Source organism: Enterobacter sp. E20 (assembly GCF_000801755.2).
Classification (GTDB): domain Bacteria; phylum Pseudomonadota; class Gammaproteobacteria; order Enterobacterales; family Enterobacteriaceae; genus Enterobacter; species Enterobacter asburiae_B.
The window spans coordinates 1,744,439-1,767,126 of record NZ_CP012999.1; the positions used below are offsets into that span (position 1 = coordinate 1,744,439).

27 protein-coding genes are annotated in these 22,688 nt (G+C 47.1%); 14 read left to right on the forward strand and 13 right to left on the reverse strand.

The genetic code is table 11. From position 1 onward, the window contains the following. The first annotated feature begins 2 nt into the window (after positions 1-2). Genes NI40_RS23850 through NI40_RS08205 form a run of 4 tightly spaced genes read left to right on the forward strand, consistent with a single transcriptional unit; the run spans position 3 to position 4,892 of the window. Positions 3-647 carry a hypothetical protein gene (locus NI40_RS23850; protein ID WP_050597010.1) on the forward strand — a complete coding sequence of 215 codons (645 nt, stop codon included), beginning with the start codon at positions 3-5 and terminating at the stop codon, positions 645-647. Next, positions 647-1,042 carry a DUF6950 family protein gene (locus NI40_RS23855; protein WP_139152906.1) on the forward strand — a complete coding sequence of 132 codons (396 nt, stop codon included), beginning with the start codon at positions 647-649 and terminating at the stop codon, positions 1,040-1,042. Before NI40_RS23850 ends, NI40_RS23855 begins: the two co-directional genes overlap by 1 nt. Positions 1,043-1,044: 2 nt before the next feature. Then, positions 1,045-4,581: a phage tail tip fiber protein gene (locus NI40_RS08200; protein ID WP_039261843.1), complete on the forward strand. Its 3,537-nt coding sequence runs from the start codon at positions 1,045-1,047 to the stop codon at positions 4,579-4,581. A gap of 41 nt (positions 4,582-4,622) precedes the next feature. Further along, complete coding sequence (locus tag NI40_RS08205) at positions 4,623-4,892, forward strand: hypothetical protein (protein WP_039261844.1); 270 nt, start codon at positions 4,623-4,625, stop codon at positions 4,890-4,892. Positions 4,893-4,932: 40 nt separating this feature from the next. Here NI40_RS08205 and NI40_RS08210 read toward each other — a convergent pair whose 3' ends face one another. Beyond that, on the reverse strand, positions 4,933-5,379 hold the full coding sequence (locus NI40_RS08210; protein ID WP_039261846.1) for a glycoside hydrolase family protein: 447 nt from the start codon (positions 5,377-5,379) through the stop codon (positions 4,933-4,935). Positions 5,380-5,418: 39 nt separating this feature from the next. On the opposite strand from NI40_RS08210, the gene NI40_RS08215 reads away from it, so the two are divergent. The 5 genes from NI40_RS08215 (at position 5,419) to NI40_RS08230 (ending at position 7,950) form a co-directional block, all read left to right on the forward strand. After that, the gene (locus NI40_RS08215) at positions 5,419-5,850 is read left to right on the forward strand and encodes a hypothetical protein (protein ID WP_039261849.1); all 432 of its coding nucleotides are present in this window, start codon (positions 5,419-5,421) and stop codon (positions 5,848-5,850) included. A 9-nt stretch (positions 5,851-5,859) separates the two neighbouring features. After that, positions 5,860-6,468 (forward strand): hypothetical protein, encoded by a 609-nt coding sequence (locus NI40_RS08220; protein WP_039261852.1) that lies wholly within the window; start codon positions 5,860-5,862, stop codon positions 6,466-6,468. Between the two features lies 1 nt (position 6,469). Beyond that, positions 6,470-6,793: a hypothetical protein gene (locus tag NI40_RS23860; protein WP_139152907.1), complete on the forward strand. Its 324-nt coding sequence runs from the start codon at positions 6,470-6,472 to the stop codon at positions 6,791-6,793. Between the two features lie 3 nt (positions 6,794-6,796). Continuing rightward, positions 6,797-7,099: a hypothetical protein gene (locus NI40_RS08225; RefSeq protein WP_039261854.1), complete on the forward strand. Its 303-nt coding sequence runs from the start codon at positions 6,797-6,799 to the stop codon at positions 7,097-7,099. Between the two features lie 140 nt (positions 7,100-7,239). Beyond that, positions 7,240-7,950 (forward strand): hypothetical protein, encoded by a 711-nt coding sequence (locus NI40_RS08230; RefSeq protein ID WP_039261856.1) that lies wholly within the window; start codon positions 7,240-7,242, stop codon positions 7,948-7,950. Between the two features lie 151 nt (positions 7,951-8,101). On the opposite strand, the gene NI40_RS08235 is transcribed toward NI40_RS08230, so the two are convergent. Beyond that, complete coding sequence (locus NI40_RS08235; protein ID WP_236918800.1) at positions 8,102-8,962, reverse strand: DUF2971 domain-containing protein; 861 nt, start codon at positions 8,960-8,962, stop codon at positions 8,102-8,104. Positions 8,963-9,008: 46 nt separating this feature from the next. Between NI40_RS08235 and NI40_RS08240 the strand changes: the two genes are divergently transcribed. Continuing rightward, positions 9,009-9,737 (forward strand): methyltransferase, encoded by a 729-nt coding sequence (locus tag NI40_RS08240; RefSeq protein WP_039261859.1) that lies wholly within the window; start codon positions 9,009-9,011, stop codon positions 9,735-9,737. Positions 9,738-9,878: 141 nt separating this feature from the next. Here NI40_RS08240 and mdtG read toward each other — a convergent pair whose 3' ends face one another. After that, positions 9,879-11,096, reverse strand: a complete 1,218-nt coding sequence (gene mdtG, locus NI40_RS08245; protein WP_039261860.1) for a multidrug efflux MFS transporter MdtG — start codon at positions 11,094-11,096, stop codon at positions 9,879-9,881. Between the two features lie 140 nt (positions 11,097-11,236). Further along, positions 11,237-12,163, reverse strand: a complete 927-nt coding sequence (locus NI40_RS08250; protein WP_039261861.1) for a Kdo(2)-lipid IV(A) acyltransferase — start codon at positions 12,161-12,163, stop codon at positions 11,237-11,239. 221 nt (positions 12,164-12,384) lie between these two features. Between NI40_RS08250 and trhO the strand changes: the two genes are divergently transcribed. After that, a complete protein-coding gene (gene trhO / locus NI40_RS08255) occupies positions 12,385-13,434 on the forward strand; it encodes an oxygen-dependent tRNA uridine(34) hydroxylase TrhO (RefSeq protein ID WP_039261862.1) in 1,050 nt (349 codons plus the stop codon). 41 nt (positions 13,435-13,475) lie between these two features. Here trhO and NI40_RS08260 read toward each other — a convergent pair whose 3' ends face one another. From NI40_RS08260 to mdtH, 9 genes are all read right to left on the reverse strand, one after another. After that, the gene (locus NI40_RS08260; protein WP_039261865.1) at positions 13,476-14,054 is read right to left on the reverse strand and encodes a YceI family protein; all 579 of its coding nucleotides are present in this window, start codon (positions 14,052-14,054) and stop codon (positions 13,476-13,478) included. A 1-nt stretch (position 14,055) separates the two neighbouring features. Continuing rightward, a complete protein-coding gene (locus NI40_RS08265) occupies positions 14,056-14,622 on the reverse strand; it encodes a cytochrome b (RefSeq protein ID WP_039262157.1) in 567 nt (188 codons plus the stop codon). 207 nt (positions 14,623-14,829) lie between these two features. Next, positions 14,830-14,943 carry a YceO family protein gene (locus NI40_RS22670; RefSeq protein WP_032638658.1) on the reverse strand — a complete coding sequence of 38 codons (114 nt, stop codon included), beginning with the start codon at positions 14,941-14,943 and terminating at the stop codon, positions 14,830-14,832. Positions 14,944-15,002: 59 nt separating this feature from the next. Further along, complete coding sequence (gene solA, locus NI40_RS08270) at positions 15,003-16,121, reverse strand: N-methyl-L-tryptophan oxidase (RefSeq protein ID WP_039261868.1); 1,119 nt, start codon at positions 16,119-16,121, stop codon at positions 15,003-15,005. 116 nt (positions 16,122-16,237) lie between these two features. Then, positions 16,238-16,492 (reverse strand): biofilm formation regulator BssS, encoded by a 255-nt coding sequence (bssS, locus tag NI40_RS08275; protein WP_008500827.1) that lies wholly within the window; start codon positions 16,490-16,492, stop codon positions 16,238-16,240. Between the two features lie 275 nt (positions 16,493-16,767). Then, complete coding sequence (dinI, locus tag NI40_RS08280) at positions 16,768-17,013, reverse strand: DNA damage-inducible protein I (protein WP_008500826.1); 246 nt, start codon at positions 17,011-17,013, stop codon at positions 16,768-16,770. 74 nt (positions 17,014-17,087) lie between these two features. Beyond that, complete coding sequence (gene pyrC / locus NI40_RS08285; protein ID WP_033145198.1) at positions 17,088-18,134, reverse strand: dihydroorotase; 1,047 nt, start codon at positions 18,132-18,134, stop codon at positions 17,088-17,090. Positions 18,135-18,260: 126 nt separating this feature from the next. After that, the gene (locus NI40_RS08290) at positions 18,261-18,821 is read right to left on the reverse strand and encodes a lipoprotein (RefSeq protein ID WP_023311126.1); all 561 of its coding nucleotides are present in this window, start codon (positions 18,819-18,821) and stop codon (positions 18,261-18,263) included. Positions 18,822-18,944: 123 nt separating this feature from the next. Beyond that, positions 18,945-20,153: a multidrug efflux MFS transporter MdtH gene (gene mdtH / locus NI40_RS08295; protein ID WP_039261870.1), complete on the reverse strand. Its 1,209-nt coding sequence runs from the start codon at positions 20,151-20,153 to the stop codon at positions 18,945-18,947. A 236-nt stretch (positions 20,154-20,389) separates the two neighbouring features. On the opposite strand from mdtH, the gene rimJ reads away from it, so the two are divergent. The 3 genes from rimJ to NI40_RS08310 are packed head-to-tail and all read left to right on the forward strand — an operon-like array spanning position 20,390 to position 22,560. Beyond that, positions 20,390-20,974, forward strand: coding sequence for a ribosomal protein S5-alanine N-acetyltransferase (gene rimJ / locus NI40_RS08300; protein WP_039261871.1), 585 nt, complete (start codon positions 20,390-20,392; stop codon positions 20,972-20,974). Between the two features lie 9 nt (positions 20,975-20,983). Continuing rightward, the gene (locus NI40_RS08305; protein WP_039261873.1) at positions 20,984-21,634 is read left to right on the forward strand and encodes a YceH family protein; all 651 of its coding nucleotides are present in this window, start codon (positions 20,984-20,986) and stop codon (positions 21,632-21,634) included. 2 nt (positions 21,635-21,636) lie between these two features. Beyond that, the gene (locus NI40_RS08310) at positions 21,637-22,560 is read left to right on the forward strand and encodes a Gfo/Idh/MocA family protein (protein WP_039261875.1); all 924 of its coding nucleotides are present in this window, start codon (positions 21,637-21,639) and stop codon (positions 22,558-22,560) included. Positions 22,561-22,688 lie beyond the last annotated feature (128 nt).

Sequence of the window (22,688 nt, forward strand, 5' to 3'; positions counted from 1 at the left end):
TTATGTCTATTCCAAGTAATGTACTAACTAATGCGGATCTTGTCGCGTACTGGAACCTTACACGAGGCGATAACAAAACCGTACTAACAGAAAAAGAACTATATCAATGTGGTGTTATGGTAAAGCTAATAGATGTACTTCCACCTACCGGAAGTAACATATATCTAACTGATGCCATTGCCGATCAAAACTATAATGGGATTAACTATAAGTCTGTACCTGATTTCCTTGATTCATCATTTGCTAACTATGTAGAAAAGAACCAAATTAATAATAACGGTACTTCTTTAAAAGTAAGTAATGTAAGCCAGGATTATCTATCTATGGCGTTACGTGGATTGTGGAATGATGCAAAAGTTAATATCTGGATGGGAATTGTTAACCCAGCTACAGGAGGTATTTTATATGCCTATCGTATGTTTAGTGGTTACATTGATTACTTTAGTTCAGACTTTAACAACACAGCAGGTAATACCACAAATGAAACAACAGTAAATCTAAATTCATTGTGGAAGAAGTTAGACCAAACACAACGCCTGTTATCAAGTACATCAGTACACCAATCATTACACACTGGTGATAAGTTCTTTGACCTAATAGGAATACTAAATAGTTCAGAACAATTCTGGAAGAGTAGTAAGAAATAATGAAAAACGGATTTATAACAGAGTACCTAAGTAGTTTAGTTGGTGAACCTTTAGTGTACGGTACTAATGATTGTCATATCATGGTGCTAACAGTAATTGATATGATCACCGGTAGTAAATACCGTGATGAAATCTACCAGAAATACACAACACCAACAGCAGGTAGAAAATACGCAAAAGCAAACTGTAGTTATTCTACTCTACATCTATTGTGTAAAGAAAAAGGCCAATTAGTAACTGAACCACTTGATGGGGATATCATCATTTCATCAGGTCACAGTACAGTTTATTGGCGTGGGAAAGTAGTAATTTTATCAGAAGATAAATCTAACTATATCGTTTCTCAATATATCCCAAATGAAAAAGACAAAATATACAGATTTAAAGGGGAATAACTATGGCAGTAGCAGCAGTTGCCGTAGCTATTATCGCAGGGGCATCAGCAGCGGCAGCAGCATACGCAGCAGGTTTAGCTTTAGCAGCAGTAGTAGCTATAGGTATTGGTACAGCAGCACTATCTTACATTAGTTCATCACAGATGATGAATGTAGGCCAAATGGGGGTAACGTATCCGAGTACGGGTAGTAACAATGCCCGATCAACATCACCAAGTACTGGAATACCGATTTCATACGGCGGTTCTAACCGCAACGCAACAGAGGTAGCTTATAACAAGTTAGGCTCTATCGTCGTATGGCAGAACGTCTATAAAGGTACTTCAAATCAGTTATGTACGGTTCACGCGATCAGTATCGGTGAAATCGGGCAAGTACCAGGGGAACAATCACAAGGCGTAATCAAGCAGATCTTTTTTGATAATGCTCCGGTACTCATGGATGGTGCGTACATCACCACAGAGGGGATCGTGCCTACCTCAATGATGATTGAGAAGTACCGCAAATACTTACAGATTGAGATACGTTTCGGTAAGCCGTCCTACGGTGGTTCTATGACGCTTGCCCGTCAATATGGCGGTAGTCAATGGACTGACAACATGCGTGGTGATGGTCTTGTACAGATCTGTTCCGTAATCAAGAAAACCAATGATTCATTGATTGATGGGATTCTAACGAACCAGAACTATACATTATCGGTAGAAATGCGTGGACGTATGATCTATGACTTAACTGATAATGTACGTAAACCAAGTTCAAACCCACCAAGCCAACTATATGACTTTATCACTAATACAGAATTTGGTTTTGGGCTTGATCCTAATGATATTGATATTACCAGTTTCCGTAATATGGCAAACTATTGTGCTCAGAATCATTTCTATTCCAATGGTAATATTCAATATGATAAATCCTTTAAGGAAAACATTGAAAATATTCTACAAACATTTGGTGGTGTACTTTATGAATCAAACGGTAAGTACTATCTAACCGTTGATGCTCCAGATATTCCAAGTGTACATTTTGATGAAACAAATATTATTGGCAGTGTGAATATCACAACGGGTTCTAAGTCTGACTATTTTAATACAATGGACAGTACCTATACAAACCCAGGTAATGACTATTCACAAGATATTATCCGTTATCCAAGTGATGCCATTAGTAACGCATCCATTGCTAAAGATGGTTATATTATCAAGAAGGATTTAAACTATCTTTGGTTACAGGATAAAAATCAGCTTGCTATTCTTAGTAACATTGAATTGCTAAAATCTAAGTACATTACGAACACGATTACTTTCAATACCTATGTAACAGATATGAAAGTATATGATGTGTTTACAATTGATTTTAAAGAAGCTGGATTTAGTAATAAAAAGTACAGATGTATTCAACGTACTGTACCAATGACCGTAGATAAAGCAGGCATTATCCAGATCACCGCGATTTCATATGATGATGGTATATATCAAGGAAAAGATCCGGGACAATTCCCACAAGATGGATTGACCAATCTACCTAACCCAACATACGTAGAACCGCCAAGTAACCTACAGGCTCAACGTTTAGGGGCAACGGCATCAGGTAACACCGTTCTATTAACATGGGATCTTAGTCAGGATACAACTGTACGTGGTTATAAGATTCGTTATAAACGCAGTGATTCCAGTGTTTGGATCAGCATTGGTAACGTAGGGCAGTACTCTACAAGTTTTGAGATATTAAATCTTCTATATGGGGTACAGTACGATTTTGCTATTGAGGCGTATAACACATTAGGTTATTCATCGGATTTAGTAGCTATCTATAATCAAACACCACAAGTTATATTCGCATTACCGAAGATTACTAACCTTGATATGGTGAATGATGATGTAGGTTTAAACCAGACTTATGCTCAAGATTTTATTTTACGTTGGGATGATCAGGCTAACATAGCCGTAAATGGTAAAACATTTGCTGATTTCTTCAAACATTATGAAATTCGTGTGTATGACCGATACAGGAACTACATCACATCGTACTACACCACTACAAGCAACTGGACGTACTCATATTCAATGAATACCAGTGATGGCCTTAGCCGTTACCGTGTGTTTGGGATCATCGCTCATGGTTGGGGTACTGGTATCTATAGTGAAGAAGTTCAGATTGAAGTTAGTAACCCACAACATCCACAGTTGTTAGGTGTAAATTTGAAGAGTGGTTATGATTCCGTGTTCATTGACTGGACTGAATCAAACGTACCGGATTATGCGGGAATCGTTCTGCAAATCGCACTTGATGAGGGTTTTAGCTCAGGGTCGAAGTACTTTAGCAGTGCTAACCGTTATTCAGCATCGTTTGGTATTGAAGATGGTTCATGGTTCGCACGAGTAGCAGCCTATGACGTGTTCGGACAGGATGAATTGGTATGGTCGCCTACTATCGGTTTTAACCAGAACACGAAGGTTCCTTACAGCAAATTGAACGAAGATGTTATTGATGGCCTACTTAACAGTGATACGGCTACTGGCATTGTTGAGAAACAGATCGTAGATGAACTTGGTTCACGCTGGCAGCTACAGGTATCAAACAACGGTAACGTAACGGGCATTGCTTTAGCCGCAGATGAAAAAACATCAGTGTTTACCGTAATGGCGGATCGCTTTAGTGTTATCAGTACGGACAGTGCCAAACTATCAGACAGGGTTTATCCGTTTGTGGTTCAGGGTGGTAAGACTTACATCAACTCAGCGGTGATAGCATCAGCGAGCATCAATGAGGCTATGATCAATAACCTTTCCGTTTCACGTGCGAAAATTCAGGATGCCGCAATAGACAACACGAAGATTGCCAATGCCGCTATTCGTAATGCACATATCATGAATGGTGAAATTGACTCAGCGAAGATCAGCCAGCAGATACAATCCAGTAATTGGGATGGTACGAACGGTTGGATGATTAACAAGAACGGTACAGCCAACTTTGGTAACGCTACTATTCGCGGTACGATTTTTGCGAACAGCGGAGTACTCAACAACGTTACTATCAATGAAAACTGTAACATTCTTGGTACTCTAAGTGCCTCACGTATCGTAGGTGACATTTGCCGTCCTCAGTCTACAGGTATAGCATCAGTGCCGTTTATTTTCGGTTCACATACTGTATCAGGTGGTCAGGCCGCTAATGATCCAGTAGCTTACCAACACTATGTAGCGTTGCGTATACGTGGTGAAGATTTCGATCGTATCCTTGATAGTAATATGACTATCACACTTACTTCATTTGAGCGTCAGTACTTCTATATTCGTATGGGTGGTGATGGCATTGGTTTAACAAACTTAGCTTTCGTTGATGCTGGTAACAATGGACATAACACACCATATACTTTCCCAATCAATGGTATCTATGTACCTGCTGTTGGTCGTGGCAAGTGGAATTATATCTATGTTATGTGTACTACATCGCGTTCTGGTTTAGCTTCACTTAATGTACCTTCATTATTGAATGCGTTTATATATCGAGCGGGGGATCAACCTTTATATAATGCGTAATAAATACTATTACCAAAATATATAATATAGGGAAATTCTTAATGGATATTGGGACACTTCTTGCTCTGGTTATTAGTGGGTTAGGCGTTTTATATTCTATCTTCCGTGACAATACAAAGGATACTACTGATTTATTAAGTCGTGTATCCTACCTTGAAACTACCATTGCGGTACAAGATAGTAACATTACACGTCTAAGCGACGAACAAGACAAGATGAAAGAAACCTTGCGAAACCTTGAAATTCAAATTCACGAATTGGATATCAAACTTGAAAGGATTATTACTATTCTTGAACAATCAAAGCAGTAATTAAAAAGGGATAGTACCGTAATTGATACTATCCCTTTTTTTACTTATTAGTTAGTTGTGCGATCATCGCATTAACTCTATTTGGTGTCTGACGATACCATAAACTATCTTTTGCTTGTTTGATTGCTTCCGTGTAGTTGGCATCACGTAGTGCTTGAATCATCTTTTTAAACTTCATCGTTCCAGATAGGCCAAGTTGAAAAATCATGATGATCATGAAGTCTTGCCAATCTTTAGGAATGGTTAGGTTTAGTTTACTTAGCTGGCTTGTTGCTATGGCTATATCTTTATCAAGTAGTCGAAGTACTTCAATCTCATTAATACCATTATTGAAATTCTCGTTTGGTAGTACCTTATGTCCGTATCCTACGGTTAAGAATCCTTCACTATCTTTATATGGATAATACTTGTTGTTTCTAAAGTACCCCATACGTATTTGATATGCTCGTGAACCCTCATAATCTATGAGTCGTGTTTTTATATCCATTGAATAAATACCTTATGATAATTTTTATAAGGTATTTATATGGAAGCATGGCAATACAACGAAGATTGGAGCGAGAAGGAATTAACAAACGGAAGTTATGTAGGATTCGTGTACTTGTTCCAATTTGAAGATAACACAAGCTACATAGGCAGCAAACAGATGTACAAGAGAGTTAAGGATATTAAGAAACTAAAAGATAATTCAATAGAAAACGGATGGCGTGAGTATAGTTCAAGTTCAAAAATAGTTAATTCCAAGATTGAAGAAGGGTTGAATTATACTCGTACCATCTTGTGGGCTTTCCCTTCGATGAAAGAAACACTTTTTGTAGAAACAGCATTAATCATAAATGAAGGACTAAAAACGGGTAATCTAAACCTTGCCGTAATGCATAAGGCAAGATTACCGAGTGGGAAAGATGCTGTACGTATTCGTGGAATCCTTCAATCATTATATGAAATACTCAATTAAGGAATTGATATGGCTTGGAGAAACAGTAATAGTCCTAATGATATGAAGCGATTCATAAACAAGAATAGCCCAAAGATAGGACAAGAATTTAAAAAAGAATTAAGTAGCCGTATGCGTATTGTTACACAGCACATTCAAAGAAAGATTGATAATGATGTAGCGGGTGGTGGTGTCGCGTTTACTGGAAAGAGTATGTACTTTAACTTTAGAAAGATAAATGAGTTCAAGACAGTTAACCAAATCATCCTATTACCTAATCAAGCATCATATTTGAAGTACATTCTTGATCCAGTATATAAGCATGTTAATGAAAGTAAGATCATACCTTACCAGAATGCTAAGTTAACGAAACAGGGCAACATTACACAACTACGTTCTAGATCTAAGAGTAATAAATACAAAAAGGTGAAGAGTAAGAATGGTAATACGTACTTAATCGACACTACCAAGAAATCCTCTAAACGCAATCCTAAACTAGCACGTGAACAGAGGGTGATTGGTTACTATGGTTCCGTTGGTAGAAAACCATTGTTTGATTTCTATGATGAAACCGAGAAGCAAGTAATAGAACAATTAAGAACATTACGCGGTACGTTTGATTACCGTTGGAGGAAGTAAGATGGATAACTTAGAAAATTTCCCATGTTATGATCATTCTGTACTAACAGATTTTTCTTTTCAGACAATACAACCTGTAAGTGTTACATTACCATATGATAAAGCACTATCTGGTAGTAAGCTCATAAAAAAGAAAGTAGATAAAACAAAAGGTGATTTAGTCGTATATAGCTTCCATCATCATACAACACCTAAAGTAAATGAAGATGATGTATTGATGGTTGAACTACTAAAAAAACAAGTAGAAGTAAAGGTACTATTATCTTACAACCACATCTTTAAAGGTCATCGCGTAGTTTCTTGTGTTTGCCAAATACAAGGATAAAATATGTTAAGTATTATCATTGACCTTATCAAATCAGGGATTAGCCTTTTTAGTAAGAATAAAACCGAAGTTGCTAAGTCAAAAGACGAACTTGAGACAGAAAAAACGAATGAAGCACAGGAAACAAACCGTGAAGAGATCAAAGCTGGTAGAGGCTGGAGATCATTCTTAGGTTATGCGTGTACTTTCATTCTTGTGTATAACTATATCTTAGTACCTATCTTAGATTACTTTGGTATTGTTTTATTCTCTTTCCCACTATCTGACATTATCAGAATCATCGTTTTGTTACTTAGTGGTAACTAAAGTTAAAGCCCCAATCGGGGCTTTTTTTATGGTTTTATATTGTTCTTTTGTTATAAATGGTTTCCTGGCGTAAATGCTTGCAATACTATAAAGGTTACTTTATTCTTTGTGTGTTAATTTTTATGGAGTAGATTGCTAAAATGTCTTCCAACTTAAAAATAGTAATTTTTGTATCAGTGTTTTTTGTCTTTTTTATTATATATAAATCCTGTCCTGAATATATATCTGGAATAAAAATTACAGATTGGATTTCAGCCTTATGTAATGTTTTTATGGCTGGGGCGGCAATTGGTGGTTTTTGGATAGCAAAGAATTGGCAAAGACAAAAAATGCATGAGGATGCTTATCAGTTATCAAAGAAAATCGTTCTGAATAATTATAGAGATATCTCCAATGTGTATTCTGATCTCTATGTTCGACTGGATTTTTATAGCATTTTCATTTCCGCATTACCACAAAGAGGGAAGGAGCATTTACCAAGTATAGAAAAGGTTCATCAGTTTAAAAATAAACTCAACTCACTCTATCATTTAAGAAGTGAACTTGAAGATAATCTTTTGTATATTGAAAAGCTTGGTTGGAAATTTAAAATCGAATTGCTGGCTTATGATGAGGAATTTAATAATATAGCTTTTGGCGATTTACTTCAAACAACTAAATCTGCTTTGGATACAATTGAGTTTATTATACTTAGTATCGAGAATGAAGATCAGAATGATATAGTTAAAGGTAAGCGTGAGTACTTAGAGTACATGATAACAATCAAACATGAGCAAAGATTGTTAGATGCTAAGTATGAGTACTTCAAAAACTTTTCAAAACAAGTTAATGGTTATTTTGATATTGAGTGATTCCATATTAAATGGAGAATTTTAACCCCATTTAAATGTATTAGCTCAAACTTGAACTGGTACTGTTGCTGCATAGGGCTTAACCTAAGCCGTCAGTCCGCTCTGTGCCAAAAAGCGGACATTGATGACATCGTAATCGACACAGATAATCTTAATCACCTATATGATTACGTTCCATAGCTCTTAAAACCCTCTCTACAGAATCAAATACATCCATTCTCTGCATAGCATGAGGGTATGGGGTGTATTCATAATCTTCTATGGTGAGATCCCATGTGCTTTTCTTGAATTCACACTTATATAACTGCACTGTCTTTTTTAAAATCAATTCCTCTAATGTACTGTTATTTTTAATAATATTATCAAATCCCTTGTTGTTGATTCCAATATAAATACCTGTTACCGATTTTAGATCAACTATTTTATCAATTAAAACAGAGTCATGATTTTGTAATGACTCTTTCTTTTTTATTATCCTGACTTCTTCTTCATACTGCCAATGCAATGATTTAGTAAGCAGTAATTTACTTATAATATCAGTGTCATAGATATCTTCTCGACTGATTTTTAGTTTGCTTTTTATTCGGTTCTCTAGATAGTTAATATCACCTTTCGAAGCTGTAATCAGGCATTTTTCTTCATCATCGAATCCTGCTCTTTGAGTGTCGATTGCTACAACAAAACCCTGATGTTTATCTGCGTAATGTGACCACATCAATACATTGAGAGGATTTTTAGCAAGGCATAGGCAAGCAAGGTTTTGATCGATCACATACCTCATAGTTAATGATTCAATTGATTCATCATCAAGTGCATATCCATAACTTTCGAAAGGATCATTAAACTCACTATGCGGTGTGAATTTTATAGAGATGTATCCATCTTTGAAAAATCGATTTAATGATGCATGGTCTATGTATTTGTACAGAATCATAAAATGCTCAGAATTATTTTTAGGTGTTATCAGTGTACAGTCTTTCGGGTAGTCACGTTCGAATTGTTCTTCAATCATGTCAAATCCCCTAAATACCCGTACAACAATTGTACAAGGGTATTTTATGGCAAGAATTACAAAAAAGGAATCAGCATTACACATTCAAGTAATGGATCTCATCCACTCAGATAAGCAACTAACTCAAAACGATAAAGAGTTTATCTTCAACAACTACAAAGGCGATGGTATAGGGGCTACTGGTGCTTTCTTCACACCTGAAATGCTCGCATGGGATTTCATACTTGATGCTGGTTGTACTGGTCAGTGTATCGAACTATGTGCGGGTATCGGTCGCCTCAGCTATTACCAGTACTTGAGAAACAACCCAGCACACATTACCTGTGTTGAACTCAATCCAGAGTACGTAATGATCGGGAAGAGGGTACTACCAGAGGCAGAATGGATCATTGGTGACGCTCTCCAGTACACCCCAGACCGTTTCTATGAGGTTGCCTATGGCAATCCACCATTCGGCAAGATCAATACCTCAGAAGCGTACACAGGCCGTTATACAGGCTCAGAATTCGAATACAAGGTAATTGAACATGCTTCGAATTTTGCTTCATATGGGGCATGGATCGTACCGCAAGGTTCAGCAGGGTTTAAGTACTCAGGCCATACGTACTATGACGCTACAGTACAGACAGACAAGTACCAGAAGTTTGTTAATGATACAGGGTACACGTTTCGACCTGGGGTAGGGATTGATACCAGTATCTACAAGGACGAATGGAACGGTACGAAGGTAATCTGTGAGAGCGTTTGTGTGGATTATGACGGTACAAATTTATGATGTTTTTTACTTTACGCTGCTTCCAGCGTGGCGTACATGGTCATTGGTGTCTCCCTGTTTTCCAGAAGGTTTCAGGGAAAGAATAGCTGAATATAAGATTCTGCAAGTATGAATACGAAAATAAGCCGTCAGGCGTTCGTCTTATTCCGTCACGGGCCGCAGCGCGCGGGATAAACTGAACCATGAATAAATGGCATTGAACAGCACGATGCCCGCCGTCACGATAAAGACGGCGCGAAAACCGAAGCTGGCGGAGATCCCGGCCCCGAGCAGCGGTCCGGTGACGTTACCGATATCGCGGAATGACTGGTTATAGCTGAAAATACGCCCGGCGATCTGGTTCGTGGAGTTGTAGACCAGCAGGGTCTGTACGGCGGGCAGCAACGCGCCGTCGGCGGCACCCAGTAAAAAGCGCAGGACGCCCAGCTGCCATGGCGTTTGCACCATCGACATCGGGATAAGCAGCAGGACGGAAATGACCAGCGCGCAGATCAGGATTTTCTCGGGACCAACGCGGTCTCCCAGTTTACCCAGCCTCGGGGCGCTCAGCAGCGCCGCCACGCCGGGCACGGAGGCAATCAGCCCGCTGATGAACGCAATATTGCTGACGTTACCCGCCAGATCGCGAACGTACAGCGTCAGAATAGGGGCAATCGACCCGGTAGCCACCTGGATAATCATTGTCGTCACGAACAGGCTCAGCACCAGTCTGGGATTTTTGAGCGAGGTCAGCACCTCTCTGGCGTGGAGCATCTCTTTTTTGGCGACAGGCGTGAAGTTTTCCCGGATACAGAGCAGGGTGACGATAAAGCACAGGAACAACACGCTGGCGGTGATAAAGAAGACCGGCCGCAGGCCGTAGTTATCCGCCAGTAATCCGCCGGCCAGCGGTCCCAGCAGAGCACCGCTCACGCCGCCGGTGGAGAGTGTTCCTAGCGCCCAGCCGCTCTTATGGCGGGGAATTTGCGTGGCTATCAGGGCATTCGCGTTGGGAATAAATCCTCCCAGCAGGCCCAGCAGCGCGCGCAGGATCAGAAACTGCCAGACGTTCTGCGCCACGCCCATCAGCGCCATGATAATGGCCATCCCCAGCGCCGAACGCAGCAGCATGATTTTACGTCCCTTGCGGTCGGCAAGGCCGCCCCAGAAGGGCGAGGCCATCGCGGAAAAGAGAAACGTGATGCTGAATACCAGACCGGACCACATATTGAGCGCGCTGTGGCCCGTCACGCCAAGCTGTTCGACGTAGAGCGGCAGGAAGGGCATGACCAGGCTAAAGGCCGCGCCGGTAAGAAAACAGCCAAGCCACGCAACCGTGAGGTTACGCTTCCAGTTTATGGGGGCATCTGAGGGTGACATAACTATCCGCATAATGAGGTGCAGAGCACCTGAAGCATAAAGTAATAAGCCTGCTAATTATGCGCCTGGGTTATGATTGCCGCAATGACGAGGAGCTTTTAAAGCTAAAACGGCATGCGGCCCTGAAGACCGCATGGGGATTAATAGCGGGACGGCGTGCCTTGTGGCCGCGTTTTAAAACGGCGGTGCAGCCACATGTACTGCTCGGGCGCCAGCATGATGCACTTCTCCACAACGCTGTTCATCCAGCGTGCGGTGGTTTCCGCATCGTCGAGCGGCGGCGCGAGTTCCGGCTCCAGCATCATCAGCTCGTAGCCTGAACCATCCGGCTTACGGCGGGGAACAAAAGGCACGATGGCGGCTTTGGACATGCGCGCCAGCATCCAGGTACCGGTCGTTGTGGCGGCCTCTTCAACGGCGAAGAAGGGAACAAATACGCTGGCCTGTGGGCCATAGTCGTGGTCGGGGGCATACCAGACCACTTCACCGGATTTCAGCGCGCGGATCATCCCCTTCAGATCCTTACGGTCGATCATGCTTTTGTTGGAGCGCATGCGGCCGCTGGTCTGGATTAAATCGATGACCGGGTTATCGTTAGGACGATAAACGCCAATGCCCGGCGCCTGCATGCCGAACATGCGCGCCCCGATTTCCAGCGTCAGGAAATGGACGCCGATCAGCAAAACGCCCGTCTGATTGGCCTGAAGCGTATGCACAGGCTCCATGCCGGTTCCCGTCACCTCGCTCCAGCGGGCCATGCGTTTGTCCGGCCAGAACCACGCCATACCGGTCTCCATAAGCCCCATCCCGACGGATTCGAAATTCTTCGCGACCATATCGTGACGCTCTGACTCGCTCATCTGCGGAAAACACAGCTCAAGATTGCGGTACGCAATTCTGGCGCGACGCTTCATAAACAGTTGCGCGAAACGGCCCAGAAATTTACCCAACCGAAAAATAACAGGGTAGGGAAGCTGTACCAGAAGCCATAAAAAGCCGATGCCAAGCCAGGTCAACCAATAGCGGGGATGCAAAAGGGCGGCAGTAAATTTTGGTAACTGGGTCATGTCTTTCCTGTGTTCAAACGTCCTGTTTTGCTAGTGTCTCATTTTTTGAGACATAGCCAAAATATCTGCTTTCGAAGCGTGCACGAATACAGCAATTGTTAAGCCTGATTAATCAGGGTGTGTGAAATGTAGCGTAAATTGTGTGGATGTAAATTGGTTTTGTTTGCTATATGATGCCGACCGATTTTTAATTCTCTCTAACGATTCCAGGACTGTACACCATGCCAGTGTTACACAACCGCGTGTCGAATGAGATGTTGAAAGCGCGTATGTTGGCTGAAACCGAACCGCGCACAACCATCTCTTTCTATAAATACTTCACGATCGACGATCCGCAGGCGACCCGCGATGCGCTTTATCAGGCGTTCACGGCGCTGAACGTCTTCGGCCGCGTCTACCTTGCCCGTGAAGGCATCAACGCGCAAATTAGCGTACCGGAAAGCAAAGTCAGCGCCTTCCGCGACGTGCTTTATCAGTTCGATCCGGCCCTCGACGGCTTGCGCCTGAACATTGCCTTGGACGATGACGGGAAATCCTTCTGGGTGCTGCGCATGAAGGTGCGTGAGCGCATCGTGGCGGACGGTATCGACGATCCTGAGTTTAACCCGGCGGATGTTGGTGAATATCTGAAGGCAGCGGAAGTGAATGCGATGCTGGACGATCCGGATGCCGTGTTCATTGATATGCGTAACCACTATGAATACGAAGTGGGGCATTTCGAGAACGCGATGGAAATCCCGGCCGATACCTTCCGCGAGCAGCTGCCCAAGGCGGTTGAGATGATGCAGGAACATAAAGATAAAAAGATCGTTATGTACTGCACCGGCGGTATCCGCTGTGAGAAAGCCAGCGCGTGGATGAAGCACAACGGCTTTAATAAGGTCTGGCATATTGAAGGCGGCATTATCGAGTACGCCCGCCGCGCCCGCGAGCAGGGTTTACCGGTGCGCTTTATCGGGAAAAACTTTGTTTTTGACGAGCGTATGGGTGAGCGTATCTCGGAAGACGTTATTGCCCAGTGCCACCAGTGCGGCGCGCCGTGCGATACCCATACCAACTGCAAAAACGACGGGTGTCATCTGCTGTTCATTCAGTGCCCGGCCTGTGCCGAGAAGTTTAACGGCTGCTGTAGCGAACTGTGCAGCGAAGAGAGCATCCTGCCGGAAGAAGAGCAGCGTCGCCGTCGCGCAGGACGTGAAAACGGCAACAAGATTTTTAATAAATCACGCGGCCGTCTGAATACCAAACTGGGTATCCCTGACCCGGAATGATAATAACGCCCGGCACGGCGAAAGCCTGCCGGGCGAATCTATTATGATTTCTGCTGTACGCCTTCAACGGAAATAATCAGCTCAACGTCCTGAGACGCCGGGCCTAAATCCGTTGTGATATTAAAATCTTTCAGGTGAATTTTACCCGACGCTTCAAAACCTGCGCGTTTACCGCCCCACGGATCGTCACCCTGACCCAGTAATTTAGCATCCAGCGTGACCGGTTTTGTTACGCCGTTAAGCGTCAGGTTGCCGGTAATATTCAGCTTATCACCCTCTTTTTTCACTTCCGTGGAGGTGAAGGTCGCCTGCGGGTATTTCGCGACATTGAGGAATTCCCCACTACGCAGATGTTTATCACGTTCAGCATGATTAGTATCCACGCTGTTGGTATTAATGGTTACGTTGACCTTATCGGCGGCAGGATTCTTCTCGTCAAAGGTGAATGTGCCGTCAAAATCTTTAAAGGTACCGTACAGCCAGCTGTATCCCAGGTGCTGAATACGGAAATTGACGAAAGCGTGCTGGCCCTCCTTATCAATTTTATAATCAGCCGCCACGGCGGAACCGGCGGTGAATAACAGAGAACCCAGGGCGATACCCAGCAGGTGTTTTTTCATTTTATGCTCCAGAGTCAACTGACGAGCGGCCAAGCATGCGCTTTAGCGTATCGTCTTTATCAATAAAATGGTGTTTGAGGGCGGCAAGCCCGTGCAGCACGGACAGGATCACGACGCTCCACGCAAGCCAGAGGTGAACGACCCCGGCGGTGTCAGCCTGAGCGCCCGCATCGCTGAGCGTTGCCGGGACGTCAAAAAGGCCAAAGACGCTAATCGGCTTACCGTCCGCCGTTGAGATAAGATAGCCGCTAATCAGAATGGCGAAGAGCAGCGCATAGAGCGCGATATGCGCGGCGACTGCACTGACGCGGGTAAATTTGCCGTGGGTCTTCGCCGCGGCGGGCGGCGGGGAAATATGTCGCCAGATCACGCGAAAAACCAGACCCAGCATCAGGAGAACGCCAATGCTTTTATGTAACTCCGGTGCCTGGTGATACCAGCCGTCGTAATAGCTGAGCGTGACCATCCAAAGTCCAAGGCCAAACATACCGTAGACGGCAATAGCAAATATCCAGTGCAAACCTATGGATATTATTCCGTAGCGCCGGGAGGTGTTACGCAGTTGCATCAGAATGTCCATTTTCATATTAACCGAAGGGTAAAAATGAACGGGAAGATGAGACATTGCAACTGAAATAATTGTCTATTGATTTTTATTTTATTTATTTCAGCAATTTTGAAAGGAAAGGATGAAGGTAATTCAATGCCTTCGTGCAAGAGGAATTGTGAGTTTCAATAAAGCTAAATTAATGTCAATTATTGTCAGTCAGGGTTTTCAATAAAATACAATATAAACAAAATCAATAATTGCCAGCAGCGCCCACAATAAGATATAGAGCATGAAATGCTCGCGAATATTATTCATCAGAAAGCTAACGATCCTGCGCATAACGCCCCGTAATACCGTGTGAATGAAACGGGCCCCGGAACGTCCGGAGCCCGTGCGGATTATCCGTTAAAACGCGAGAGTGAGAAGGGCGTCAGATCAAACTGCGGTTTGATACCCTGGGCGAACTGCGCGGCGATCTCGCCCAGCACGGAAGCGAATTTAAAGCCGTGGCCGCTCAGCCCGGTAATCAGCAGGACGTTGTCATGCCCTGGCAGTGTATCAATGATAAAGTCTTCATCCGGCGTGTTGTCGTAGGTACAGGCCGCGCCATACAGCAAGCCACCGACGCCCGGAAGAATAGTGCGCAGGAACGAGAAGGCTTCCGAACCATCCTGTGGGAAAGCGCCAAAAGGCTTGCGTTCGTCAGGAGAGGCGATAGCCTGGCCACCGTTGTGTTTACCGATTTTCAGCGCGTCTTTCTCGGAAGGGAAACCGTAGAACTGATCGCCATTCGGCAATTCGCCGGTGAAGGCCGGGAATTTATTCTGCGCGCTGTAGCGACCATCCGACTGGAACCAGGAGAAGACCTTGCGCACCGGCTGGATTGGCAGTTCCGGCAGCAGGCGAGTGACCCAGGTTCCTGCGCTGACGAGCAGGTGGGACGCTGAATAGTCGCCGTCAAGAGTCGTTACCGTGACGCCATTCTCGTCATGGGTGATGGCCTCCACCGGACAGTTAAACAGCTGCGCACAGCCGGCCTTAGCGGCAAGATCGATCCAGGTTTTGATTGCCGTTTCACAATGCAGCACGCCGGAGTGGGCTTCAAAGAGGCCGATGTAATCGTCCGGGACGGTAATTTCAGGCCAGCGCGCGGTAATGCCCGTCGCGTCCAGCTTCTCGACATCAAGATTAAAGGCTTTTGCGCTGCGTTCGACGCCGGCGAGAAAATCAGAATGAGCGGGGCCAAGGTTGACGACGCCGGTACGCTCGAAAATACGCTCTTCGGTCTGTTTCGCCAGCTCGTCCCACAGCGTCTGGGCGCGAAGCACCAGCGGCACATAGCGCTCGCCTTCTCCATACGCATGGCGCATGAGACGGGTATCGCCATGATGGCTGCCCTCCGAATGAGGAGGAAGGTGGGCATCGATCATCAGGACCTTCAGACCTGCCTGTGTTGCGTAATAACCGGCGGCGGAACCCACGGAGCCGCTACCAATAATGATTAAGTCGTATCTCATATGCATCTCGTAAACTGATGTTTTGTTAGCAGAGTAATTAACAACGCGGGGTTAGACAAGGGAGAAATAAATAAGGCACCGCGAGGGTGCCTGTAGAGAGAAAAGTGGGCATAAGCTTAGTGCCGTTTATACTCATTTTCCTGATAGTCGCCAGATTCTATTTTTGCAATACCTGCCTCTAAAATAGAAATAAACTGACGGGCGACGTCTGTTGTTAGCCACAGCGTCTGTCCAACTTCCGCTTCTTCACGGTTGAGTTGATTCGGGGTCTGGTAGTGCAAACGCAGCATCAGCGCATCGTAGCTATCTACGGTACTGATATCCCAGCCAACCAGTGGATGGGTCTGGATCACTTCACTATTCTTTTCCATTATAACCCCCTTAATGCGTGTTAGAAGACAACGGCTCTGAGGTTCAATGCATGTTTTTCTGAAAGCATCTTCAGTATACCAAGTAATAAGGGTTCCAACGGGAAAAATAAACAGGTGGCAACACATTTTTCTGCTTTTTAGGATTGTTCGAACAATAAAACACCATCTCGTTCACGATTTTTAAAGAAGATGCCGAATTAATTTGAACTTGCAGGATTTTTAGACAAAAAAAAGCCGGGGCGACCCGGCAAAAAAAACACAATGAGGGAGCAGTGTTAATCTGTGATAAACCAGTCGTCTGCGCTTTCCCACGTTTCCTGCAGGATTTCGCTGATGCGATCTTTATCTTCTTTCGCAGCACCGATGACGGAGAGGTTGTTCGCCGCGGCGTAACGCACCGTTACGGCACCCGCGTTGTCGGGAAAGGTGTTGTTAATACGGCGGGATAATTCGCCTGCCAGTGCATCAAGCGCGCCGGCAGGCAGAACGGTTGTTTTGGCTATGGTGACTTCAATACGCATAAATGCCCCCTGTGTAATATACTGTTTATTTATACAGGCATATTATCGATTTGACAACAAGGGGCATTGATTTTTTAACGTTTTACCGTCCAGTTAACGGTTTCGCCCGCCAGGAATGGGATCAGCGTGTCATCCGTCAGCGCAATGGACTCCTCAACGTGGCTCGCTTTACGCTCCAGTTCGATAAAGGTGTCGTTGACCGGCAGGCCGTAGAAGCGCGGGCCGTTAAGGGAGCAGAACGCTTCAAAATGTTCGAGCGCGTTCATCTCTTCAAAGACGGTCGCGTAGCTGGCCAGTGCCGTTGGGGCGTTGAAGCAGCCTGCACAGCCGCAGCTCGCCTCTTTGCGGTGGCGGGCGTGAGGTGCGGAATCGGTGCCGAGGAACGCGCGGGAGAACCCGCTGGCAACCAGCTCGCGCAGCGCCTGCTGGTGGATGTTGCGTTTGAGAATAGGTAGACAGTACAGGTGAGGACGCACCCCGCCCACCAGCATGTGGTTACGGTTAAACATCAGGTGCTGTGGCGTAATGGTCGCGGCGATAAGATCGTTGCCGTCGCGTACATACTCTGCCGCGTCTTTGGTGGTGATATGCTCAAAGACCACTTTAAGCGCGGGCAGGCGCTGGCGCAGAGGCTCCATCACGGTCTCGATAAAGCGGGCTTCACGGTCGAAGATGTCAATCTCGGCATGCGTGACTTCACCATGGACCAGCAGCGGCATGCCCAGTTTCTGCATGCGTTCCAGAACCGGCATGATGGCATCAATGCTGGTGACGCCGTGGCTGGAGTTGGTGGTGGCATTTGCCGGGTAGAGTTTCGCCGCCGTAAATACGCCTTCGTTAAACCCGCGCTCCACTTCGTTCGGATCCAGCGAGTCGGTAAGATAGCAGGTCATCAACGGGGTAAAATCGTGTCCCGCAGGAACGGCATCCAGGATGCGCTGGCGATAGGCCATCGCGGCATCGACGGTGGTGACTGGTGGAACCAGGTTAGGCATGACAATCGCGCGGCCATAAATTTCGCTGGTATAAGGCACGACGGTTTTCAGCATATCGCCATCACGCAGATGGATATGCCAGTCGTCAGGGCGGCGGATTTTAAGAACCTGGGGTTGTGCAGTCATGGAAGCTCCGGCTTGTCAGGAATCAGTCATAAGGATGGCTGTTTTTGCCGGACACAAATCATAAGCGGAAACGTTTTCGTTTGCACACTTTTCCGTAAAAAAAAGGGCGCCGCAGCGCCCTTCAGGTTAATCGGTGAAAGGAATGATAATTTCACCCGGTTTCACCTCTATACCTTTTGCATATTTTTTCGCCAGAGCTTCACCCTTGCTTTTGTCTTCGCTTAAGACGTACGCGGGCTGCTGGTTAAAGTAATTTCGCAGCGACTGGTTCAGATAGGGCATCAGGGTTTGCAGAACCGGTGCCATCTTGTCCGGCGACACCTGCGCATCGACGACTTCCATCTCCTGCAGGAAAATTGCCCCTTTCTCTTTGTTGAAAACGGGCAGGGCCTTCAGCTTGAGCTTGATGTTGGCCTTCTGATTGCCAAAGAGGGATGACATATCGAGATCCGCATCACCGGCCAGGGTAACTTTGTTTGGCTCTTCACGTCCGATCTGGCTGGTCAGGTTCGTCAGGACGATATGCGCGTCCGCCAGTCCCGGCACGCCAATGTCTTTAGAGAAATTGTTATGTTTTTCCAGCGCCTGATTAATTTCCTGTTCACTGACGGTATATTGCGTGAGCTGGTTACAGCCAACCAGCAGGCCGCTGACTACTAATGCCGCGGCAAAGACAATTTTCTTCATAGTGTTCCTCAACGAAAAATCGGCGCTTCTGTCCTGTTGCGCCAGTATGTCAGTGTGAATTGGCAGAAACCAGCAGAAAAAACTGAGAAGTGGGGCGGGAGGGGCTCCCGCCCGAGGGAAAGGCTACGCGCCAGGCTCGAGCATCCCGCTCGCGCTGCGCTTCGGGCTGAACTGCCACCACAGGGCAAGGAGCGTCATAAAGCCCACCGCGCCGAGCATCATCCACGGGAGTTCAGGCTGGCTTAACGCTTTTCCGGCATCAAACAACCAGCCGCCACCGGCGTAACCTAATGCGCCGCCAAGCGCCAGCCCCAGCCGGCTGAAACCCATATAGCTGCCGCGCGCACGCGCATCCGCAAGCGAGGCGCTCAGCGTTTCACGGGCAGGCTCGGCGATGATCGACCCTATATAGAACGTGCAAATCAGCGTAAACAGCTGCTGGAGAGAGTTCACCAGGCCGATCGGCATCATGCTCAGCGTCATCAGGAACAGCCCGGCCATCAGTCGATGCTCCAGACGAAAACGCCGTTCGCTCCAGCGGGCAATCGGATAGAGCAGCGTTAACGACAGGCAGGCTTCGATGGCGTACATCCATTTAACGGCTGCAGGGGTCCCCGCGATGTCGTTAACCATGATCGGCAGCATCAGCATGACCTGTACAGCCAGCATGTAGTATCCCGTCAGGGTCAACACATAGGTGACAAAACGCCTGTCGCGCAGGACGCGGCCAAGCCCTTCCCGGACCGGCGCTTTGACCGTCGACAGTTTCCAGGCGGGCAGGAACAGGCCATTAAACAGCGCGCACAGAATAAAGAGCACCGCCCCAGCCGCGCAGACCAGTCGGAAATCATACTGCAGCAGCCAGCTTCCCAGCAGGGCGCCGATAACCGCTCCGGCACTGTCCTGCATCATCAGTATCGAGAAGAAACGGCCGCGGTGCTGAGGGCGAATAAGCTTCACCACCAGCGCGGTGCGTGGCGGATCGAACAGCGTGCCGCCGATACCGGAGAGGAAACAGGAGAACCAGAGCAGCCAGGGCTCCTGGGCGACCGCCATCGTGGCAAAGCCTGCCGCGCGCAGCAGCATACCGGTAACGATCATCGGCTTAGCGCCGAAGCGGTCGGCGATGGCCCCGCCAAAGACGCCCAGGCCCTGCTGGACAAACTGGCGTAATCCCAGGGCAATGCCAACCATTAATGCCGCCCAGCCCATCTGATCGACAAAGCGGATCGATATCAGCGGAAAAACGACAAAAAAGCCGAGCACGACCAGCATGTTATCGACGAGCAGGAAATATTTACCCAGGCTCCTGGCCTGTGATACGCGGGACATTTTCCCTCCAGGGAAAATAAGAAGGTGAGCACGCTAACATTCTGCGGTGTCGCCGCGTTTTTTCCCACCCCCGGGGGTGACAATATTTTTTTATCAAAAGGGTGCTTTGATAGAGAGTTCTCATCGAAAAATGTGAAAAGAGGTGAAAATGGTATGTCACTGTTTTCACAGACGGCACAGGCGCAGGTATAGTAAAGCTAATGGGTCAGCAGAAGTGACGGGAAGGAGTGGTATCGATGTTTGGCTATCGCAGCAATGTGCCAAAAGTGCGTCTGACAACGGACCGGCTGGTCGTTCGTCTGGTGCATGAGCGTGATGCCTGGCGTCTGGCGGATTATTACGCCGAGAATCGCCAGTTTTTAAAACCCTGGGAACCCGTTCGGGATGAGAGCCATTGTTACCCTTCCGGCTGGCAGGCGCGCCTCAGCATGATTATGGAATTTCACAAGCAGGGCAGCGCGTTCTATTTCGCGCTGCTGGATCCTGAAGAGAAAGAGATTATCGGGATCGCCAATTTTTCAAACGTGGTGCGCGGGTCGTTTCACGCCTGCTACCTTGGCTACTCCATCGGCCAGAAATGGCAGGGGCAGGGGCTGATGTACGAGGCGTTAACGGTGGCGATCCGCTATATGCAACGCACGCAGCATATCCATCGCATTATGGCGAACTATATGCCGCATAATCAGCGCAGCGGCAATTTGCTGGCCCGCTTAGGGTTCGAGAAAGAGGGTTACGCCAAAGACTATCTGCTGATAGACGGAGAGTGGCGCGACCACGTTCTGACGGCGTTAACCACCCGGGACTGGACCGCAGGTCGTTAAGGAGAAAAGATGAAGTATCAGCTAAACGGTACAGAAGCGCGCGTGATTGGGTGCTTACTCGAAAAACAGGTTACCACGCCGGAGCAGTATCCGCTCTCCGTCAACGCCGTAACCATGGCCTGCAACCAGAAGACCAACCGCGAGCCGGTGATGAACCTCAGCGAACATGAGGTTCAGGACGTGCTGGATGCGTTGGTTAAACGCCACTATCTGCGCACCGTCAGCGGCTTCGGCAACCGCGTGACCAAATACGAACAGCGCTTCTGTAACTCCGAATTTGGCGACCTGAAGCTGAGCAGTGCGGAAGTGGCGGTCATCACCACGCTGTTGCTGCGCGGGGCGCAGACGCCGGGAGAGTTGCGCACGCGCGCTTCCCGTATGCATGAGTTCAGCGATATGCAGGAAGTTGAGCAGACCCTGGAAGGGCTGGCCTCACGTGAAGACGGCCCGTACGTGGTGCGTCTGGCGCGCGAGCCGGGCAAACGTGAAAGCCGCTATATGCATCTGTTCAGCGGCGACGTTGATGTCGCTACCGTGGAGAGCGACGCGGGATCCTCAGTAAGCAATGACACTCTTGCCACGCGCGTAGAAGCGCTGGAAGACGAGGTCGCCGGGCTGAAACAGCGCCTGGATGCGTTGCTGGCACATCTGGGAGACTGACGGTGAAAAAATTACGCGTAGGCGTGGTGGGGCTCGGCGGCATCGCGCAAAAAGCCTGGCTGCCTGTTTTAGGTGCAGCAACGGACTGGACCCTGCAAGGGGCATGGTCACCCACCCGAGAAAAGGCAGAACGTATCTGCGAAACCTGGCGCATTCCGTATGCTGCCTCCCTGCAGGATCTGGCCCGCGAGTGTGATGCGGTCTTTGTACATACCTCAACGGCAACCCACTATCAGGTGGTGAGCGAGCTGCTCAATTTGGGGGTTCACGTCTGCGTGGATAAACCGCTGGCGGAAAATGTTCAGGATGCCGAACGGCTGATTGAGCTGGCCGCGCGCAAAAAACTGACGCTGATGGTGGGCTTCAACCGCCGCTTCGCGCCGCTTTACCAGCAGCTTAAGGCGCAGTCGGACACGCTCGCCTCGCTGCGGATGGATAAGCACCGCACCGACAGCATTGGGCCAAACGATCTGCGCTTCACCCTTCTGGATGATTATCTGCACGTTGTGGATACGGCGCTGTGGCTGAGCAACGGTAATGCGCAGCTGAAGAGCGGTACCCTGTTAACGAATGACCAGGGGCAGATGGTCTACGCGGAGCACCACTTTGCCGTTGAGCATCTTCAGATTACCACCAGCATGCACCGTCGGGCGGGAAGTCAGCGTGAATCCGTGCAGGCGGTGACCGAGGGCGCGCTGTACGACATTACGGACATGCGCGAATGGCGGGAAGAGAAAGGCAATGGCGTGGTGACGCTCCCGGCGCCAGGCTGGCAGAGCACCCTCGAGCAGCGCGGTTTCGCAGGATGCGCCCGCCACTTTATCACCTGCGTGCAAAATCAGACGGTTCCTGAAACGTCCGGCGAGCAGGCCATTATGGCGCAGCGCATTGTGGAAAGGCTCTGGCGCGATGCCATGAGCGAATAACTCGCTGTAACATCTGCGGATAGTAATTCGTTGAAATCCGGTTAGACTAAGCGCCGCTTGTTGGCTTTGCCGGGTGGCGCTTACGCTGACTCGGCCTACAAATCCGTATGGTTCTGGAAATTCACGTT

What these genes read in the sequence shown, in the direction of transcription:
- NI40_RS23850 (WP_050597010.1), top strand. Translation starts at nt 3, where the DNA reads ATGTCTATTCCAAGTAATGTACTAACTAATGCGGATCTTGTCGCGTAC.
- NI40_RS23855 (WP_139152906.1), top strand. Translation starts at nt 647, where the DNA reads ATGAAAAACGGATTTATAACAGAGTACCTAAGTAGTTTAGTTGGTGAA.
- NI40_RS08200 (WP_039261843.1), top strand. Translation starts at nt 1,045, where the DNA reads ATGGCAGTAGCAGCAGTTGCCGTAGCTATTATCGCAGGGGCATCAGCA.
- NI40_RS08205 (WP_039261844.1), top strand. Translation starts at nt 4,623, where the DNA reads ATGGATATTGGGACACTTCTTGCTCTGGTTATTAGTGGGTTAGGCGTT.
- NI40_RS08210 (WP_039261846.1), bottom strand. Translation starts at nt 5,379, where the DNA reads ATGGATATAAAAACACGACTCATAGATTATGAGGGTTCACGAGCATAT.
- NI40_RS08215 (WP_039261849.1), top strand. Translation starts at nt 5,419, where the DNA reads ATGGAAGCATGGCAATACAACGAAGATTGGAGCGAGAAGGAATTAACA.
- NI40_RS08220 (WP_039261852.1), top strand. Translation starts at nt 5,860, where the DNA reads ATGGCTTGGAGAAACAGTAATAGTCCTAATGATATGAAGCGATTCATA.
- NI40_RS23860 (WP_139152907.1), top strand. Translation starts at nt 6,470, where the DNA reads ATGGATAACTTAGAAAATTTCCCATGTTATGATCATTCTGTACTAACA.
- NI40_RS08225 (WP_039261854.1), top strand. Translation starts at nt 6,797, where the DNA reads ATGTTAAGTATTATCATTGACCTTATCAAATCAGGGATTAGCCTTTTT.
- NI40_RS08230 (WP_039261856.1), top strand. Translation starts at nt 7,240, where the DNA reads ATGTCTTCCAACTTAAAAATAGTAATTTTTGTATCAGTGTTTTTTGTC.
- NI40_RS08235 (WP_236918800.1), bottom strand. Translation starts at nt 8,962, where the DNA reads ATGATTGAAGAACAATTCGAACGTGACTACCCGAAAGACTGTACACTG.
- NI40_RS08240 (WP_039261859.1), top strand. Translation starts at nt 9,009, where the DNA reads ATGGCAAGAATTACAAAAAAGGAATCAGCATTACACATTCAAGTAATG.
- mdtG (WP_039261860.1), bottom strand. Translation starts at nt 11,096, where the DNA reads ATGTCACCCTCAGATGCCCCCATAAACTGGAAGCGTAACCTCACGGTT.
- NI40_RS08250 (WP_039261861.1), bottom strand. Translation starts at nt 12,163, where the DNA reads ATGACCCAGTTACCAAAATTTACTGCCGCCCTTTTGCATCCCCGCTAT.
- trhO (WP_039261862.1), top strand. Translation starts at nt 12,385, where the DNA reads ATGCCAGTGTTACACAACCGCGTGTCGAATGAGATGTTGAAAGCGCGT.
- NI40_RS08260 (WP_039261865.1), bottom strand. Translation starts at nt 14,054, where the DNA reads ATGAAAAAACACCTGCTGGGTATCGCCCTGGGTTCTCTGTTATTCACC.
- NI40_RS08265 (WP_039262157.1), bottom strand. Translation starts at nt 14,622, where the DNA reads ATGCAACTGCGTAACACCTCCCGGCGCTACGGAATAATATCCATAGGT.
- NI40_RS22670 (WP_032638658.1), bottom strand. Translation starts at nt 14,943, where the DNA reads ATGCGCAGGATCGTTAGCTTTCTGATGAATAATATTCGCGAGCATTTC.
- solA (WP_039261868.1), bottom strand. Translation starts at nt 16,121, where the DNA reads ATGAGATACGACTTAATCATTATTGGTAGCGGCTCCGTGGGTTCCGCC.
- bssS (WP_008500827.1), bottom strand. Translation starts at nt 16,492, where the DNA reads ATGGAAAAGAATAGTGAAGTGATCCAGACCCATCCACTGGTTGGCTGG.
- dinI (WP_008500826.1), bottom strand. Translation starts at nt 17,013, where the DNA reads ATGCGTATTGAAGTCACCATAGCCAAAACAACCGTTCTGCCTGCCGGC.
- pyrC (WP_033145198.1), bottom strand. Translation starts at nt 18,134, where the DNA reads ATGACTGCACAACCCCAGGTTCTTAAAATCCGCCGCCCTGACGACTGG.
- NI40_RS08290 (WP_023311126.1), bottom strand. Translation starts at nt 18,821, where the DNA reads ATGAAGAAAATTGTCTTTGCCGCGGCATTAGTAGTCAGCGGCCTGCTG.
- mdtH (WP_039261870.1), bottom strand. Translation starts at nt 20,153, where the DNA reads ATGTCCCGCGTATCACAGGCCAGGAGCCTGGGTAAATATTTCCTGCTC.
- rimJ (WP_039261871.1), top strand. Translation starts at nt 20,390, where the DNA reads ATGTTTGGCTATCGCAGCAATGTGCCAAAAGTGCGTCTGACAACGGAC.
- NI40_RS08305 (WP_039261873.1), top strand. Translation starts at nt 20,984, where the DNA reads ATGAAGTATCAGCTAAACGGTACAGAAGCGCGCGTGATTGGGTGCTTA.